12 protein-coding genes and 1 riboswitch are annotated in these 16,042 nt (G+C 53.7%); of the genes, 7 read left to right on the forward strand and 5 right to left on the reverse strand.

Going from position 1 to position 16,042, the window contains the following annotated elements:
- Positions 1-112: 112 nt before the first annotated feature.
- A riboswitch (cobalamin riboswitch) is annotated at positions 113-277 on the forward strand.
- A gap of 70 nt (positions 278-347) precedes the next feature.
- The 7 genes from U2949_RS07195 to U2949_RS07225 all read left to right on the forward strand — a co-directional run bounded on the left by U2949_RS07195 (position 348) and on the right by U2949_RS07225 (position 11,014).
- Positions 348-2,192: a TonB-dependent receptor domain-containing protein gene (locus U2949_RS07195; protein ID WP_321286920.1), complete on the forward strand. Its 1,845-nt coding sequence runs from the start codon at positions 348-350 to the stop codon at positions 2,190-2,192.
- 172 nt (positions 2,193-2,364) lie between these two features.
- Positions 2,365-3,315 carry an ABC transporter substrate-binding protein gene (locus U2949_RS07200; protein ID WP_407654175.1) on the forward strand — a complete coding sequence of 317 codons (951 nt, stop codon included), beginning with the start codon at positions 2,365-2,367 and terminating at the stop codon, positions 3,313-3,315.
- A 260-nt stretch (positions 3,316-3,575) separates the two neighbouring features.
- Positions 3,576-6,374: a Z1 domain-containing protein gene (locus tag U2949_RS07205; RefSeq protein ID WP_321286924.1), complete on the forward strand. Its 2,799-nt coding sequence runs from the start codon at positions 3,576-3,578 to the stop codon at positions 6,372-6,374.
- Positions 6,371-8,455, forward strand: a complete 2,085-nt coding sequence (locus U2949_RS07210) for a hypothetical protein (RefSeq protein ID WP_321286926.1) — start codon at positions 6,371-6,373, stop codon at positions 8,453-8,455. Before U2949_RS07205 ends, U2949_RS07210 begins: the two co-directional genes overlap by 4 nt.
- Positions 8,452-9,420, forward strand: coding sequence for a hypothetical protein (locus tag U2949_RS07215; protein ID WP_321286928.1), 969 nt, complete (start codon positions 8,452-8,454; stop codon positions 9,418-9,420). The genes U2949_RS07210 and U2949_RS07215 overlap by 4 nt, the downstream gene beginning before the upstream one ends.
- Entirely contained in the window at positions 9,417-10,082 is a 666-nt protein-coding gene (locus tag U2949_RS07220) for a DUF6339 family protein (protein WP_321286930.1), read from the forward strand. The genes U2949_RS07215 and U2949_RS07220 overlap by 4 nt, the downstream gene beginning before the upstream one ends.
- A gap of 23 nt (positions 10,083-10,105) precedes the next feature.
- The gene (locus U2949_RS07225) at positions 10,106-11,014 is read left to right on the forward strand and encodes a PD-(D/E)XK motif protein (protein ID WP_321286932.1); all 909 of its coding nucleotides are present in this window, start codon (positions 10,106-10,108) and stop codon (positions 11,012-11,014) included.
- Positions 11,015-11,164: 150 nt separating this feature from the next.
- On the opposite strand, the gene U2949_RS07230 is transcribed toward U2949_RS07225, so the two are convergent.
- The 5 genes from U2949_RS07230 to U2949_RS07250 form a co-directional block, all read right to left on the reverse strand.
- Positions 11,165-11,482 carry a hypothetical protein gene (locus U2949_RS07230; protein WP_009458715.1) on the reverse strand — a complete coding sequence of 106 codons (318 nt, stop codon included), beginning with the start codon at positions 11,480-11,482 and terminating at the stop codon, positions 11,165-11,167.
- Positions 11,483-11,870: 388 nt separating this feature from the next.
- Positions 11,871-13,586, reverse strand: a complete 1,716-nt coding sequence (locus U2949_RS07235) for a porin (RefSeq protein WP_321286934.1) — start codon at positions 13,584-13,586, stop codon at positions 11,871-11,873.
- Positions 13,587-13,835: 249 nt separating this feature from the next.
- Positions 13,836-14,738, reverse strand: a complete 903-nt coding sequence (locus tag U2949_RS07240) for a CorA family divalent cation transporter (protein WP_026484464.1) — start codon at positions 14,736-14,738, stop codon at positions 13,836-13,838.
- On the reverse strand, positions 14,735-15,688 hold the full coding sequence (locus tag U2949_RS07245) for a magnesium transporter CorA family protein (protein WP_321286937.1): 954 nt from the start codon (positions 15,686-15,688) through the stop codon (positions 14,735-14,737). The genes U2949_RS07240 and U2949_RS07245 overlap by 4 nt, the downstream gene beginning before the upstream one ends.
- Positions 15,689-15,691: 3 nt before the next feature.
- Entirely contained in the window at positions 15,692-15,991 is a 300-nt protein-coding gene (locus U2949_RS07250; RefSeq protein WP_009458709.1) for a hypothetical protein, read from the reverse strand.
- Positions 15,992-16,042: the final 51 nt, after the last annotated feature.

Raw genomic sequence — 16,042 nt, forward strand, 5'->3', positions numbered from 1 at the left:
GACGGCATCTGACAGCAAGAGCCGCGAGAATGGTGGATTGGCGCCACAATTGTAGCGCTTTGTACAGCGAATCCACCCTAAACACTTAACCTTTGCCCCAGCGGCATGTAACATTTTCCGCTCGGAAAGAGGTGCTTTCCGGCCCATGCAGCCTTGGGCCTGGGAAAGTCAAATGGGAAACGTGAGCGGTTCCGCCCTGGAACTGCCAAACGTGCTGCCCCCGCAACGGTACCTGCTACGCGCAAAGCCCGATACCAGCCTGCTTCTCGACCCTGAATTCATGGCCGTCCCACGGTGGGCGGCTTCGCTTACTGATGTGCGGGGACGCACATCTCACAGGAATCTCCATGACACTACTGTCCATCAGACCTTTGATGGTCGCCCTGGCGGGCGCCCTGCCTTTGATCGCCACGGCCCAAACTGCCCCTGTCACCAAACTGGATCAAATTGTTGTTACCCCTAGCCGCATGGCTCAGCCACTGAAAAACGTGGTGGGTGACGTGACGGTGATTGGTCAGGAAACCTTGCAGAAAGCAGGTCAAAGCAGTGTGGCTGAAATTTTGCAGCGTCAGCCTGGGGTGGAGATTTACAGCAGTGGGGGCCCGCAGACTACAACGGGCATTTACCTGCGCGGCACCAATCCACAACATACCCGCGTCATGATCGACGGGATGCGCATCAACAGCTCCACCAGTGGTTCGGTGAACTGGCAGGCAATTGACCCCGCCCTGATCGAGCGTATTGAAATTGTGCGTGGCGCGGGCAGCAGCCTGTACGGATCGGATGCCATTGGTGGTGTAGTGAACATCATCACCAAAAAAGGCGGCGGCGACCGTGCCTTGAGCGCATGGGGGAATGTAGGCTTGGGTTCGCAAGACACCTTCAAAGCCAGCGCCGGTTTTTCGGGTGCGGCCCAAGGTTGGGACTACAGCCTGGCTTCCAGCTACGGCACCAGCGATGGTTTCAACGCAACCAACCCGCTGTCCTTCAGCTACAACCCGGACAAAAATGGCTACACCCAGCACGGACTGAACGGTTCTCTGGGATATGAATGGGCACAAGGCCAACACCTGGGCCTGACTGCCATCAACAGCTTTATGGATGGTCAATTCGACAACGGCCTGTCCGAACGCCGCACCCCCAGCACGCAAACACGTCAGCAAGCCTACGGCCTGACCAGCACCAACAAGCTGTCTGAGTTGTGGACCAGCCGCCTGAGTGCCTCGCTAAGCAAAGAAACAGTGGAAAACCGCGCCTTTGGCTCTCGCTATTCCACACTGCAACGCCAATACAGCTGGCAAAACGATCTGACCGTGGCGAAGGGCCATACCGTCTCCTTGCTGGCCGAGCGTCTGGAAGAGCGCATGACCCACAGCACCGTACACAAGGACGACAAGCGCAACACCAATGCCTTTGCCCTGATTTACCGTGGCGATATCAATCAACACCACCTGCAAGCCAGCGTGCGTAACGACAATATCAGTGGCTATGGCAACAAGGTAACGGGTGGCCTGGGCTATGACCTGGATATCACCAGCAACTGGACAGTAGGCGTCGCCGCCAACACGGGCTTTCGTGCACCTACGTTCGCGGACTTGTACTCGCCATACAACTGGGGCTTCCAAGGCAACCCGGATCTGAAACCGGAAAAATCCCGCAACGTCGAAGGCCATATCCGCTACACGGACGATACGACTGAGCTGGGCTTGGTGGTCTACCAGAATCGCATCCGCGACATGATCAACCCTTATGTGTGTGACGCCAACTTCGAGTGCACGACCAGCAACACCGAAAAAGCACGTATCACTGGCGTGACCTTGACTGCCATGAAACAGTTGGGCGACACCACGCTGACTGCCAGTGCCGACTTCACCGACCCCAAAGATCGAAACACCGACAAGCAATTGGTGCGTCGTGCCAAGCAGAACTACAAAGTTGCTGTGGAGCACAAGTTTGGTGACCTGAAAACCGGCGCAGAATACTTGTTCGCGTCCCATCGCTATGAAGACGCAAAGAATGAACAGCGCCTGGGCAGCTCCGGCCTGTTGAACCTGACCGCCAGCTACCCGCTGACCTCCAGTCTGGAGGCCCAACTGCGCTGGAACAATGTGCTCGACAAGGATTACACCTTGGCTCGTGGCTATAACAACGCCGGCTCCAGCGTGTTCCTGAACTTCGCCTGGCGCATGTAAGCAGTAAAATCAGCTTTGCTTGATTCTGGCGCGGATCTGCACAAGAGCCGCGCCATTTACTTAAAGGCGCATGATGCCCTCTTTGCCTGCGACTTGTCGTCTTCAGCACCCGACGCGCTCTGTCTGGAGCGGATTGGGGCTATGGGGTTTGCATTCCCTGTGCGTCCTGCTTTTGGGATTTCCTATCCTGACGCAAGCGCAGGAGCAAGACCCGCTGCTGTCACAGACACAGACACAGACACAGACACAGACAAGCACAGAGCAAAGCACTCAAGAAGTACAGAGCAAGCAGCAAGATAAAACAATACAAAAAGCCGCGACAGAGCAAGCAGTCCAATCCCCACAAACCATTGCTCCAGCACGCGCGATTAGTCTTGCCCCTCACATCACTGAGATCCTGTTTGCCGCCGGTGCTCAAGATCACTTGATCGCCGTGGACAGTTCCAGCGACTACCCTTCAGCTGCCAAGGAGCTGCCCCGCATTGGGGACGCCTTGCGCGTGAACCCGGAACGGCTTCTGGAGCTAAAGCCTGATCAGGTCTGGGCCTGGCAAGCCAACCAGATCGGTCCTGAATTACAGCGCCAGCTACAGCAAACCCATATCAGCCTGATCTTTGCCGCTCCTGAAAAACTGGACGATATTCCCGCCTTTGTCCGTCTGGCAGGAGACAGCCTGGATACGGCTGAGGTCGCCGTGCCGATGGCTGCTTTGCTGGACAATCAGATTGCCGCCCTGCGCCAGAACAGCCGCTTGGGCGAGACTGTCAGCGTGTTTCTGGAAATCGGCTCTGAGCCTTTGTACACCTTGGCGCGCGATCCTCTGATTCAGGATGTGCTGAACACCTGCAAGGCGCAGAATATTTATGCTGGCCATGCTGCCGTCGCCCCCACCATCAGTCTGGAAGACGTGCTGCACAAGCGCCCGCAAGTGGTCATCATGGCCTACCGTGATCCGGCCCAACTACGCGCCCGCCACCTGTTCTGGGAAAGGCATCTGGGGCTAAGTCCCCACGCCTTGCTGAACCTGAATCCGGATGCGCTGTACCGCCCCGGCCCCAGGCTGATAGAGGCTACTCGCGAACTCTGCGAGCAACTGGATCGCTATCGAGCCCAGGTATCCTGAGCGGTTTTCTGCTTCGGCTTAGAACTGATACTTCACCGCCAGCATCATGTTGCGCGGTTCCCCCAGAAAAAACTGGCGAATTATTATCTTCACAGTCCCAATCACCTAGGGGGCTTATTAACCACCTCCATACCCGATATGCCATAATCGTGTAACTAAAAAATACCGACGAATAACTGTTCGGTAATAAAATTGAAAATGATTGTGATCATGCTTTGCCCTTGCCTAATTAAAAACTATTTGGATAGACATAGACAACCATGACAAATTTCCTTATTGATCCAGAATTTGACCCTTATCGTGCACATATAGAAAGACAACTACGAGAAGGCAAAACTTGGACAGAACTGCGGGACCAAGTAGAAAAAATGCCAGAAAAACTCGATCAATGGCTACAGTTCCAGCAAGATTTTTCATCATGGCCAAGCCTTGGCTCCACATTACAAGATCGGCTTTCAGCATGGATAGCACTTCTTGATGCAAAAGAAGATGCGGACACACGCATGACACGCGCTCAACGCCCACTCGTTTTAGTTGGACAAGAAGAAACCGAACCTGACATCCATATCCCAGAGGCCGAGCACTCCGCATGGCAACTTTACCGCTCCCATCTGCAAAATCAAGGTTGGGACAATAATGCTATTTCACCCATTGAAGAATCATCACTCAGAATCCTGAAACGGCTGAAAAAGAAAACACCGTTTAAGCAGCCCGTACGAGGCATGGTAATCGGTCATGTCCAGTCAGGAAAAACCGCAAGTATTGCCGGGCTATCCGCTATGGCTGCAGATCATGGTTGGAACTTGATAATTGTCCTGAGCGGCACACTGGAAAACCTACGACGCCAGACGCTTCGTCGATTAGTTAACGATCTGAATCACCCCGGCAACTTGCACTGGGAAGCTATCGATCAACCATCAAGCGACAGCCCAGATGGCCATCGAGCATCAGACAAGCATTTCCGACCAGGGAGTACGTCACGCTACCTTACTGTGTGCCTTAAAAATCCAACACGCCTTAAAAATCTGCTTGAATGGCTTACGAAAGACAAAGCGTCATTGAGACAAATGCGGATCCTGATCATTGATGATGAAGCAGATCAAGCCAGCATCAATACTGCTGCTGCAGAGCACACCAGAACCACTATCAACCAGGCAATCATCTATCTAACCCAGGTAGAAGCGCTGTCTGTCAACTACATCGGCTACACCGCAACACCTGCAGCCAACTTCCTGAACGAAGGGCCTGGAGAGGGGTTGTACCCCCAGGATTTCATTCTTTCACTACCGCAATCAAACAAGCATTTCGGACCACCACAGATCTTTGGAGTCCCTGACCGCGATATCGAGCCCCTAGGAATTATCAACCCAATTTCTTCAGACGATCTAAAAGCCATCAGCGTTTTACACGATGAGGCGTCCACAATCATGCCTCATAGCCTTAAAGAAGCGATACGCTGGTTCATCTGCGCGGCAGCTGTATTTCGCGCTAATAGCATTGCCAAGCCTGTCAGCATGCTGGTACATACCAGTCAAAGGCAACAGCATCACAAACATCTCGCCGATGCTATACGCGGTTACCTCACAACAGCACGCACAGACTTGGACTTCCTTGCCGCCTGCCGGACAACTTGGGAGGAGGTTGGTACACAGCTTAGCAAAGATGGTTTCAACGAACGTTTCCCTAGCTATGGCTGGCTGGATAAACTTGGTGACTATCCTGAATTCGATACGTTAGAACCTCATATCAAGGAACTACTAGCAGGAGTATCCTCCATCCCCCTTGACGAGGAGGGCTCTACCGCCTATCACCGCGGCATTCATATCTGCATAGATAACTGCGCGAATAATGGTGTCAATGATGAAAACGAAATCCGGCGCCTGGTCTACCCTGACCCCAGCGCTCAAGACTACCCTGAGTTCTCAACAGCTTTTATCGTCGTAGGTGGAAGCACCCTTGCTCGCGGACTAACGATCGAGAACCTTGTTAGCACTTACTTTCTTCGGGCATCGGTTCTTGGGGACTCCCTGATGCAGATGGGCCGCTGGTTTGGCTACAGAAAAGGATATGAACTCCTCCCCCGAATCTGGATGCCACGCCTGACCCAAGAAAAGTTTGAGTTTTTGACATTGGCAGAAGAAGATCTGCGAGACGACCTCAAAAGATTCATGGACGGAGGAGCCAAACCTAATGAGTTCGGGCCAAGGGTCCGCGTTCATCCACGTGCCTCATGGCTACGTCCAACCGCTAAAAACAGGATGGCACATGCCACCACCGCTGAATATGACTTTTCAGGAGTCAACCGGCAAACAACTATTTTTCACTCAGGAGAAGACAGCAAGCACATTCTCCAACAAAATAAATCTGAAACCGAAAAATTCCTTGGCAGCCTTGCAAATGGCCCCATGAGAGCCTCAACCCGAAACGCTCTCATTTGGAAAAACATAGCTTTCGAGAAGATTGCCCAGCTCTTGAGCAAGCTCAGCTTCCATCCAAACGCACAGTTTTTCTCTGACATAGAGCCATTTCTGGAATGGTATCGACAGCAAGCTGGAAATGCGGAATATCAAAATTGGAATGTCGTTGTCGCAGGTACAGGAGGGGATCACAATCCGTGGCACATATGCGGAGAGAAAATAGGACGCATCACTCGCTCTCGCCTAAAAAACGCAAGTAGCGACAGCGCGGTTTCCATTGGTGTCTTGCGAGATCCATTAGACTTGCTAGCCGACACCGACACAAAGTACACAGACTCCAAACCCCCAAGCAATGAAGATATCTCCCGCACGCGTAATGCAGCGGGCTTGGGCAAGACCCCTCAACTCTTACTTTACCTGATCGACAAGAACAGCCAACCTGCCGAGTCAGAAATATCCAAACCACGAAAAGACAAAGTCAGGGAAAGGGAAGCGCTTGGAGCAACAGAAGATATCGTCGGCGTCAGCATCTGGCTTCCGGGAGCTAAAGACTCCACACGATCCTACGCAACGCATCTCACTGTGAAAATGCCCACCGTATTGTCCACCGAAGAAGATGATATTCCTGGGACCGGGATTTGAAACGAAAAATGAAATACTTTCCACTAAGCCTGGGGCCAATGCAAGAGTCTGGCAGCGCATTGCTGCGGGCATTGCAAAATGAATCAATGATTCCTCTTGACCTGCTGGTCCGCGAAGCTGTTCAAAATAGCCTGGATGCTGCCCGAAAGCCTGCCACTGATACGGTCTCTATAGATGTGAGAATCCGTCCTCATGAAACTGACACTATCACTAATCTATTTGAGTCCGGTATCGACAGAGAGGTGCTCACCCGCCGATTTCCCAACGGTGGCTGCATGCTCGAAATTCGAGATTCAGGCACTGAAGGGCTAACCGGCCCAATCCGCTTAAAAGATGTCACTTGCGACACACCGCGCGGGAACTTTCTAAAACTCGTCTATGAAGTAGGTCGTACCCACAATGATGAAAATGCTGGAGGGTCATGGGGGCTTGGTAAAACATGTTACTTTCGGGTCGGCATAGGACTTGTACTCTATTACTCACGTATTCAAGTTGACGATCATTTCGAAGAGAGACTCGTTGCTTGCCTTGTCGAAAACGAATCTGCCGAATCTCGCCTGCAACGAGACTCGGCCACAGGCATTGCCTGGTGGGGGGTAGGCGAAGGCGCTCCAATTACTGAGCCCACCGAAGTTGCACGGATCCTGCAGGCAATCGATGTGCAACCATACGCAGGTAAGGAGACAGGTACAAGCATAATTATCCCTTTCCTTCGTCCTGACTTGACCCCTCAACAGGACGACGCCTACTCCGATGAGCTTAATGAGCAAACGAAATCTGAACCGCCACCATGGTGGTTCACAAACTATGCGGACTATATCCGCATCTCGATGGAACGGTGGTTCTGCGCAAGAATTGACAATCCTTTATTTCGCGGCGGGCCAGCGCTCGTAGTCAGCATTAATGGGCGTCGCTTGGAGACCCGGAAAATGTTGCCGGTGTTCCAAGTTTTACAAGCACTCTATAACAGGATGGAACCAACCACTAACAGGCTCAGGGAAGACTATCTGGATCAATGCGGTACCAGTGAGAACAATGTTTTCCACGCTCCGATTGATGTGCACCGAGTATTTAAAACGGGCACGAATGCCGGCCGGATTGCTGCTGTTCGCCTGACCCAAGAACAACTCAAGGTGGCAGTACCAGATAACATGCCCGATCCCTATCGTTGTATTTTCGACATACAAGAACATGCTCAACGGGACCGACCTTTAGTAGCCTTCATGCGTGGACCCGGCATGGTCATCCGCTGGGATAATAGCGTCGACCCCAAAGGCTGGGGAGGAAACACCCAGCTGGAAGCAGGTGAAACCTTCCTTATAGGCTTGTTTGTTCCAGATAAAGACCGAGAACTAAGAGAAGACATCCAGAATAAGCTGCGCAATCAGGATCAGACACTGGAGTCGTACTTACGCTCATGCGAACGGGCCGACCACCATCAGTGGTTGGATCAGGCAGGACTTACCATCATCAGCAGAATCCGAAGCAAGGCGGGCAGTACGATTGAAAGATTTCACTCACCCATAGTAGCTAATCCCTCTCGTGTGTCACTACGCGAAGCTCGCAATATTGCGGACAAATTACTACCCTCAGGTTTCGGCCAAGACGGACGTATCGCACCTACAACGACCGGAAGGACTGACGAGGGGGGCCCAGCCAGGCACCAGGGCGATACACCATCGTTACCTGACCTTGAAATAAGGAATGTGCAGTACGGAGAAGGCGACATAAAAATTTGCTGGAGATTGTATTGGGGCAAAGGCCGTTCCAGCAGGAACATACAACTGGGGATCGATTCGGAGTCGGGCTTCATCAGCCATGAGAAATGGGGTGCTGAGGGGCTTGGGGCATTCCCCCTCACAATCGAAACAGCATCAATTAATGAAGAAACCGTTTCAGGCAATGCAGACATCCTGACCACTAGCGGAACTGCAATAACGATCAACCCTTGGCTCCTGAAAATGGATGGTGCCACCCTTGATGGTGAGCTGACCATCAACATATCCAACGAAATGACGGGAAGTTTGCGCCCAGTACTGCACGCTAGTTCGATACTGGCAACTGCGAAGGAACAAGAATGAAACATTCTCCAATCCCTCCGCACCCTGTACTTACTCCCGCACTAATAGAACAATTGGAGATTACCCCGACCATTTCATTTTCCTCATCACGAACCAGTCCAGGAGAAAAAGGAAAATGGGGAGAGCAATACACACTGGGCCATGACTCCGACTGGGATCCCAGCAAAGACGAGCTGGAAGTGAGCTACTGTCTTGATGATATCCGGAACACCGCCCTACTATTCGGCCCGCACGGAGTTGCGCCAAGGTCCGCGACGTTGGCGCTAGCTCTGGAATGGCTCTCTATTGACTCGGGCTGCCGCCTCCTTGGGGAGCCGGCGATTCTAGAGCTACCCAAGCAATCCGACACGCCAGTCCCGGTGAAACTCAAGCTGACCTTGCCCGCCAATACTGTTCGGGGAACTGGGACACTCTCGCTACAGCTATTACTTGCCAGTGTCGGCACCCTCGAAGAGGACGAAAAAGGCCTTGCGCGTCTTCCAGGATTCAGATTCGGCACGCTCGGAGCTGAAACCCGACTTATAGTAGACGGGAGCGGCTCACTGTTCCCTGTTGTGTCCGAGTCACTTGGCGTTGACAACCCCCTGTGGTTATTTACTCAAGATTGGTCTGATCCTTTGGAGGACGAGTTCTCTACAGTCTGGCTATCTTTATCCTTGAACACAGACCATCCAGCTTTCCCACTGCTGCGCGAACAAGAGTCAGGCGCATGGAGCCCCCTCTTTTGCCAAGTAATTACAGCATGGGTGAGCACATTTCTTCTGGAGCTCAAAGCTGAAATGGGAAATGATTTTAATCCCATTACCTTCGGTCGGCCGGGAAAAAGTGTGCCCGGAAGCATAGTAGATGCAGCAGCATCAATGGTGAAGCGCGGCAACCTCGACTGTACGTCACCCGGGGCACTAATCAGCTCTATTCAATCATGGATTGATAGTACAGCCCGACCGCCTCTGGAGACGCAATGAACTGGGCTAAATTGACACGTAACGCAGCCAGCCGGAAATTTGACGAACTCAGAAATAACGATGAATTCAAACACGGCTTTTTAGCCACCAGCTATTCCGAGTTAAGGCAAGCAATTGTCGACAATCTTCAACCTTTTGAAAACAGCGATCTGGAAGCAGGAGCTTACGATCTGGAGGCTGGTCTGACCCTGTACAGAGTCCTGAATGAAAAAAAGTTTGAGGTTCGCCAAGCCGCAGATGAAAGCATCTGGCGCCATCTGTCTCTCATTGTTCTACCCGACTATGTAAGATCGCGATGGAACTCAGGCAATGCCGAAGCACGCTTTTGGCGGGATCGAAGCCGTATCTGGCTACGTGCAATCTGGTGGTTCATTCATCTTTCATGGCAGGGCGACGAAGACTCCACACGCATGGCAATAAAAGGCATGACCACCGACGATGTTGTACAAATCGTTGAGCGCCCAGGACGCCATGGTTTCCGCGTGGAGCTATACCGAGCAATGATTCAAGCGGCAAGCACAAGGCCTCAAAAGGACAGAAAGATTCGACAACTGATGAAGCTTAATACAGCGACCGTAGTGATGGTCGAACCTTCTATTTACCAAGGAGGACTTCCGAGATATGTGGAAGCTTTATACAAACAGATCGATCAACTCACTTGATGCGCAGAAGACAGGTTGAATCAATGAACGTCGTACAAGAAATTCGAACTGCTTTTGCAAATGTGCGAGAAGGCGCAATGCTCCCTGTCGTATCCGGGCAGGCTGATTCAGAAGCTTGGGTATTCCGGGAAGATGGACGCTTTGGCGTCGCCGTTCCTTTAAACAGCCCTCGTCATGTTCTCGAGTTCTTCGCCGGAGCCAGGCTAAACGCCGTAGAACGAGACATTGGAGGGCACATTCGCACCTTGCTTCGCCTTGACTCAGGACAAGAGGCACTGCGTAACGAGTTTGCAGTTCTCTGCGCACAATTTATTGAACTGGGTATAGACAGGCAAACAAGAGCGCACTTGATCTCGGATCCATTGGCATGGTGGGACCGTTGGCGACAATTACTAGGAAATACCAATCGAAACCAGCAAACCTACAGTGCTCTCGGCGAACTACTTACTCTGGAGCGGCTTCTTTCACAAGGCATCAATGCAAAATGGATTGGGCCTCTAAAGGGATCTGTAGATATTGAAGCTACTGGTAAATCATACGAGGTGAAATCAACACTAAGTCGCTATGGCTCGGTAGTACATATCGCAGGACAATTTCAATTGAATAGATCCAGACACAACCCTCTTTATCTCATTCACCATCGGTTCGAACCTTCTACGGCAGGCGACTCCATCAACTCTGTAGTACGTCGTCTCATCGACCATGGACTGGTTGAAGAAGAACTGGAAGCTTTACTAAGCCGTATCGGGCTTCATGCCGGCGGAGCTGCTCGAACAGAAACATACCGGCAGTTAGAGTCGATCATCTATGAAATAGATGAAAACTTTCCCAGCATTACTCCATCCAGCTTCCGGACTAGCGTAATTCCGGCCGGTATTGTATCCATTGAATACGATGTGGATCTTTCCACATTACAAGGACAACCATTCTGAAAAACTCCAACTCCAGAAACACTCGCCAAACCTGACTCCAAACAGGCACGGTATGCAAACCGTGCCTGAGCGCGAACTCATGCAACAGAAAATCCAGCGGTGTACCCAGCTCTGTCAGGCCATTCAGCTCACACCGCTATCGACCTGCCCTTACATCACAAAGGAAGGCAGTGTCAGCACGGCATGAGTGGGTTGGTAGCGAAAGCCTTCTACATCGTTCAGACGGGCTTTGGCACGACGGGACAGATGCTTGAGGACTTGGCTGCGCTCCACGGTGGGCAGTGTGGACAGTGCATTTTCGATGGTGCGACCGGACAGGTCATTAAGTGCGTAAGCAAACTCGCGAGCACCGTGGGTTTGCAGCAGCTCCAGCAGGTAGCCTTGACGCTGGCGGGATGCGGCCAGGCGCAGAGCGTCTTGCAGAGCGTTGTTGTGTGGGGCGGAACGGAACAGGTTGAGGCGGAACATAGCATTCTCCTTCGGACACAGGGGTCCAGAAAGAGTGCTCACCTCATCAGAGGGGCCCGCTTTGTGGTCCAGTGTCCAATTGACTGGTCATTAAGGAGGCTTGTCCTTTACAGGAACAAAGCCATAAAGAAGGATCAGGGTCCATTTACTTTTAAACGTGAGTAGTTAAAAAAGAAGGTGCGACGGTTTTTGCACCAACAGTATTTTCGCATCTGAGTGTGGGCTTGTCTGCCAGGCATTGGCACACTTTCCATCGCCTTGCAGACATCAAATTTATACTTAGGGATATGTCTCCTGAGCCGTCCCCACAAGCACTCAGCCCTGCCCGACCTTCCTGCGCCAGGGCCAGTGAGAACACGGACTCAGGTGCAGGAAACCGGCCATTTCATTAGAAGTGGTGTGTCACACCCAAGGCAACACGGCTACTACGTGGTTCACTGGCACTGGCAGCGGTTTCCATATCAAAGCGGCGTCCTTGCGCCGCAAAGGCATAGACGCTGGTTCGGGGCGACAAAGCATGCACGTAGCCCACAGACATCACCTGAATGCGACGTGCGCGCTCATCGGTATCCTCCCAGGTCCAGTTCGGACGACCCAGAGACCATTGCAGCTGGAACTCGCCCTTGCCTACAGGAATCGCCGTGCCCACATACCAGGTATCCAGTCGGCCACCGTTGATGAACTCCGCCGGGCCCAAGCCTTCCAAGCCCTGGTCTTGCAGATGGGCAGGTCCATCATCACCATTCAGGCCCACAAAGCCATTGCTCTGACGGCTCCAGCCAGCTGCAAGGCGGGCTACCTCAAAGTCATAGCTCGCGCCCAATTGCCAGGCCATAGGACGATGGGACTCGACACGGCTCAAACTCTCGTAACTGGCCCCCAGCAACCAGGGCCCCTCCTCGTAGCGCAAGGCCACGCTATAGAGTTTGCTGCGAGAACCCCCTAGGCCTTGCTCGCCCACATCTGCGCTGTAGCTGGCTCCTAACTGCATGCTTGCCCATTCCGGGCTGCGCCAACTGAACTGATTAGAGATCTGGTAGTTGTCCGAGGCACGCATCAAAGCGCCCATACCAAAGTCTTTCCAGGAACCCACTTCAATGGCAGAGACAAATTCCTGGCCCACGGTGTACTGGCGCCCAAAACGCAGCTCGCCCCAGTTATCACTGCCCAGACCCAGCCAGGCCTGATAGTTGAACAGACGCTCGGAATCCTCGGCCCGGCCTGTGGCCAGATCAATACCACTTTCAAGATTAAAGGTGGCGCGCAGCCCATCACCCAGATTCTCATGGCCGCGAATCCCCCACAGAGAGTCTGTCTGCCCGCCGCTTAACACGTCGCGCTGCGAGCCTTCGCCGCTCACGCGCGTCCAGCCCAAACCGGCATCCAGGGTGCCATAAAGCTGCACCGAGGTTTCAGCATGGCTGTGGCTGGGCATCAGAGCGGCTGCAAGACCAAACAGGGCCACGCCAGCCGCCAAAGAAGCGGCTTTGTTCAATTGAAAAGGACTGCACTCCAGCACACGACGCCAGCCGCAGGCCACAGGAACAGGTTCACGCATCAGAACTCCTAACAAGGTTTGATTACCCGTCGCCACCACTACACCTTGTGCGGTCCCGGCCACAACCCGGTCGCCCATGGCGCATGTATCGGGAGCAGCCTGCAAAATGGCACGGTTCAGAATCAGGTGATCCTGATGGATCAAGCGCAGATCCGCCGGTACGTAATCACCGGCAGACAGCAGCACGACATCACCGGGCACCAGCATACGAGCCGGCACGCGGGACTGGTGATCCCTTGCCAGCTCGTACATGGTCAAATCGCGGCGCACCTGACAGGTTTGTTTTTTCATGGTCTGGACCACCTGGACCAGATCAGCGGGGCTGGAACGTAGCACCCGTATTTGATTGGGGCCGTTCTGTATCAGACGGCGCAACACTTCATCAAAGGCCAGGCCATGGCGCTGGGTATTCAAGGCTTGCAACACTTGTGGCACGCTGCGGGTAGCGTAGTAGCTCAGCGCACAGTGGGCGCGGCGTACCAGACGCACCGGGCTCTGGTGTACGACGGCGCTGTGATCGGGATGGAAAAACCGGCTTGCATTCATGGATACCTCTACACATTGGTGCAGGGACGGCCACCCCGCTCTGAAAGGCTAGGGATGTGTTTACCGTCGAAGTGGAAAGACAAAAATCGCTAATTGATTCGGATAGGAGTTACCGCCCGCTGGCCTGCATTCAGAACCAACGGGCACTATCTCGTGGTCATCGGCCATCGACACCTCTGTTTCGTTCAATGAGTTCTTCAACAAACAGCCTGTGCACCGCCTAACCGGGCCAGCACACGGCGCTTACCCTCAACGCAATGCGCCCGATTTCTTGATTGTCCAGATCGGTACCGCCGTCAGCACCAACACGGTCACCAACTGCACCCACATGGTGCCCTCCCAAGATAACTCGGGCATGACATGGAAGTTCTGACCGTACCAGTTGATCAAGGCTGTACCGGGCACCAGCAAGGCCCACAACACCGTAAAGACCTTGGTCACATTCAGGTCGCTCATGGCCACGGACTCTCCGGCGGCACGCCAATGAAAACGCTGGCGTTCAATGGCGAAATGCGCACGGCGTTGCATGCCCTCGATGGCGGCAATCAGCTCGTCCACGCGGCTCAAATCCATGCTTTTTTCCTGATAAACCCAGCGGCGCAAGCGTTGTGCGGCCTGCTCCAGATCGTCAATGGAATGCATCACATGAGACAGCGGCTTGTGCAGGGTTGCCATATGACTGTCCAGATCGATCATGTCCTCGGCACCGCGCGAATAGTCCGTGCCTACATTGGACAGAAAGCCGCGCAAGGACAGGGTCGAGACACTCAGGCCCTGATCAATACGGTCCAGCACTTGCGAGGTCTGCGCCAGCAATTGATAAAGCAGAGTCAAAGCCAGGGCATGGGAGCTGGCCAGGGACATTTCCTGGGCACTCAAGCGCTCCAGAGCCTGGCCGGGACGCAGCAGACGATGGCCTGTTTCCACGGTATACAAAGGCTGATCGTCCTGCCCCAAACACCAGATCAGGTCAGACACCTGCATCTGTTCGTCACTCACTCGCACACAGCGTATGCGTGTGGCCATCCCCAGGCTGGCCTGGGCTTGTGGCAGCAAATCCACGCGATACAACTTGCCCAGATCTTCCAGCGCCTGACGGTCAGGGGCCTGCAAGCGCCGCCAGGAAGCCATATCCTTGAAACGGGCCGTCATCGCATCCACCCTTTACGCTTTACATAGGCCAAGGGAGCCAAGGCAAATACAGCGGTCATGCCCATGACCAGCCACTCGCCACCGATGATTTCCAGCTCGGGCATATTGGCAAAGTTCTGGCCGTAGAACGCAGCGATCAGCGTAGGCGGCAAGAACACTGCGGTAACCACCGTAAAGACCTTGATCACCTGGTTCTGTTTCAAATCCAGCGTGGTCATCAAGGACTGCTGCAGGTTGCGAATCTTGTCGTGCTGAAAGCGGGCGTAGCGACGCAAGCTTTGAATATCGGAGAGCAACATGGACAGGTTCTCTGCGCTTTCGCCACCGGGCGTACGACGCAACCAACGGCCTGCGCGAGCCAGCATCAACTGCCCCTCCACTGTTTTGGCGACCAGCTCCTCGGCCTCTCCCAGACCGATGGCGGTACTGGCAATATCCGCCACCCCGGCCTGACGCCCGGAGGTATCAAAGCCGCCACTGGCTGCCGCCACCGTATCGCTGCACTCGTCCAGACGCCCGGCAATATCCGAAATCGTGGCGCGGGCCTGATCGTTCAGAGCCTGCAAGATCATGAACAGAATTGAAGCGGGACTGGGCACGGCGTGCCCGACCTCTACCCTGGCGTTCAACTGCTGGCTGACACGCTCCAGGGTATCGACCCGCACGTCCTGCTCCACGCTGATCAAACGGTCCTTGCTCAAGGCGAACAGCAGGCTGGTTTCGCGGTACTGCTGGCCCTGACGTATCACCATCTCCACGGGAATCAGAATAAAGCCCGCTTCTTCCGCGGCAGCACGGCCCCGTTTGACGCTCAGGTCCAGGCCCAGTTTGGCTTGCGCCTCGGCAAGCTCATCATGCCGGCTGGCCGACAGCTGCAACCATGCCGTTTTTTGCCCACGCTTGTCGCTCAGGCTGGACACCACCGCGCCCCCCTGTTTTTTTTCAGTCATGGCTTAGTCCTCGCTTTGTACCTGTTCAGCTTCCGGGGAAACCATGTAGTGGCCATACAAATGCAGACCGGCAAAACTGCCCAGAATCAGGATGTACAACACCACCACCGCAATCATGATTTCGCGCTCGATATGCGCGGTGCGTGGGCGGTTGGCACGCGCTCGGTCAATGGCCTGACGGCGCTGCTGGACGGCCGCGTTGGAGTCCGACTGCAGGCTCAAGTCTTCATTCCAGACCAGACCGCGTAATTTATCCGAGCCTGCCGTTGCCACCTCGGTGCTGCTTTTCAATGTGTTCAACATACGAAATTCTTCCCATTCATTTAAGTATCAAAGGCAGCGAGCCCCACGCTC

Source organism: Alcaligenes phenolicus (genome assembly GCF_032063905.1).
GTDB lineage: Bacteria > Pseudomonadota > Gammaproteobacteria > Burkholderiales > Burkholderiaceae_B > Alcaligenes > Alcaligenes phenolicus.

Excerpts from the sequence above, each read along its gene's own strand:
- U2949_RS07195 (WP_321286920.1), top strand. The coding sequence starts at position 348 with ATGACACTACTGTCCATCAGACCTTTGATGGTCGCCCTGGCGGGCGCC.
- U2949_RS07205 (WP_321286924.1), top strand. The coding sequence starts at position 3,576 with ATGACAAATTTCCTTATTGATCCAGAATTTGACCCTTATCGTGCACAT.
- U2949_RS07215 (WP_321286928.1), top strand. The coding sequence starts at position 8,452 with ATGAAACATTCTCCAATCCCTCCGCACCCTGTACTTACTCCCGCACTA.
- U2949_RS07220 (WP_321286930.1), top strand. The coding sequence starts at position 9,417 with ATGAACTGGGCTAAATTGACACGTAACGCAGCCAGCCGGAAATTTGAC.
- U2949_RS07225 (WP_321286932.1), top strand. The coding sequence starts at position 10,106 with ATGAACGTCGTACAAGAAATTCGAACTGCTTTTGCAAATGTGCGAGAA.
- U2949_RS07230 (WP_009458715.1), bottom strand. The coding sequence starts at position 11,482 with ATGTTCCGCCTCAACCTGTTCCGTTCCGCCCCACACAACAACGCTCTG.
- U2949_RS07235 (WP_321286934.1), bottom strand. The coding sequence starts at position 13,586 with ATGAATGCAAGCCGGTTTTTCCATCCCGATCACAGCGCCGTCGTACAC.
- U2949_RS07240 (WP_026484464.1), bottom strand. The coding sequence starts at position 14,738 with ATGACGGCCCGTTTCAAGGATATGGCTTCCTGGCGGCGCTTGCAGGCC.
- U2949_RS07245 (WP_321286937.1), bottom strand. The coding sequence starts at position 15,688 with ATGACTGAAAAAAAACAGGGGGGCGCGGTGGTGTCCAGCCTGAGCGAC.
- U2949_RS07250 (WP_009458709.1), bottom strand. The coding sequence starts at position 15,991 with ATGTTGAACACATTGAAAAGCAGCACCGAGGTGGCAACGGCAGGCTCG.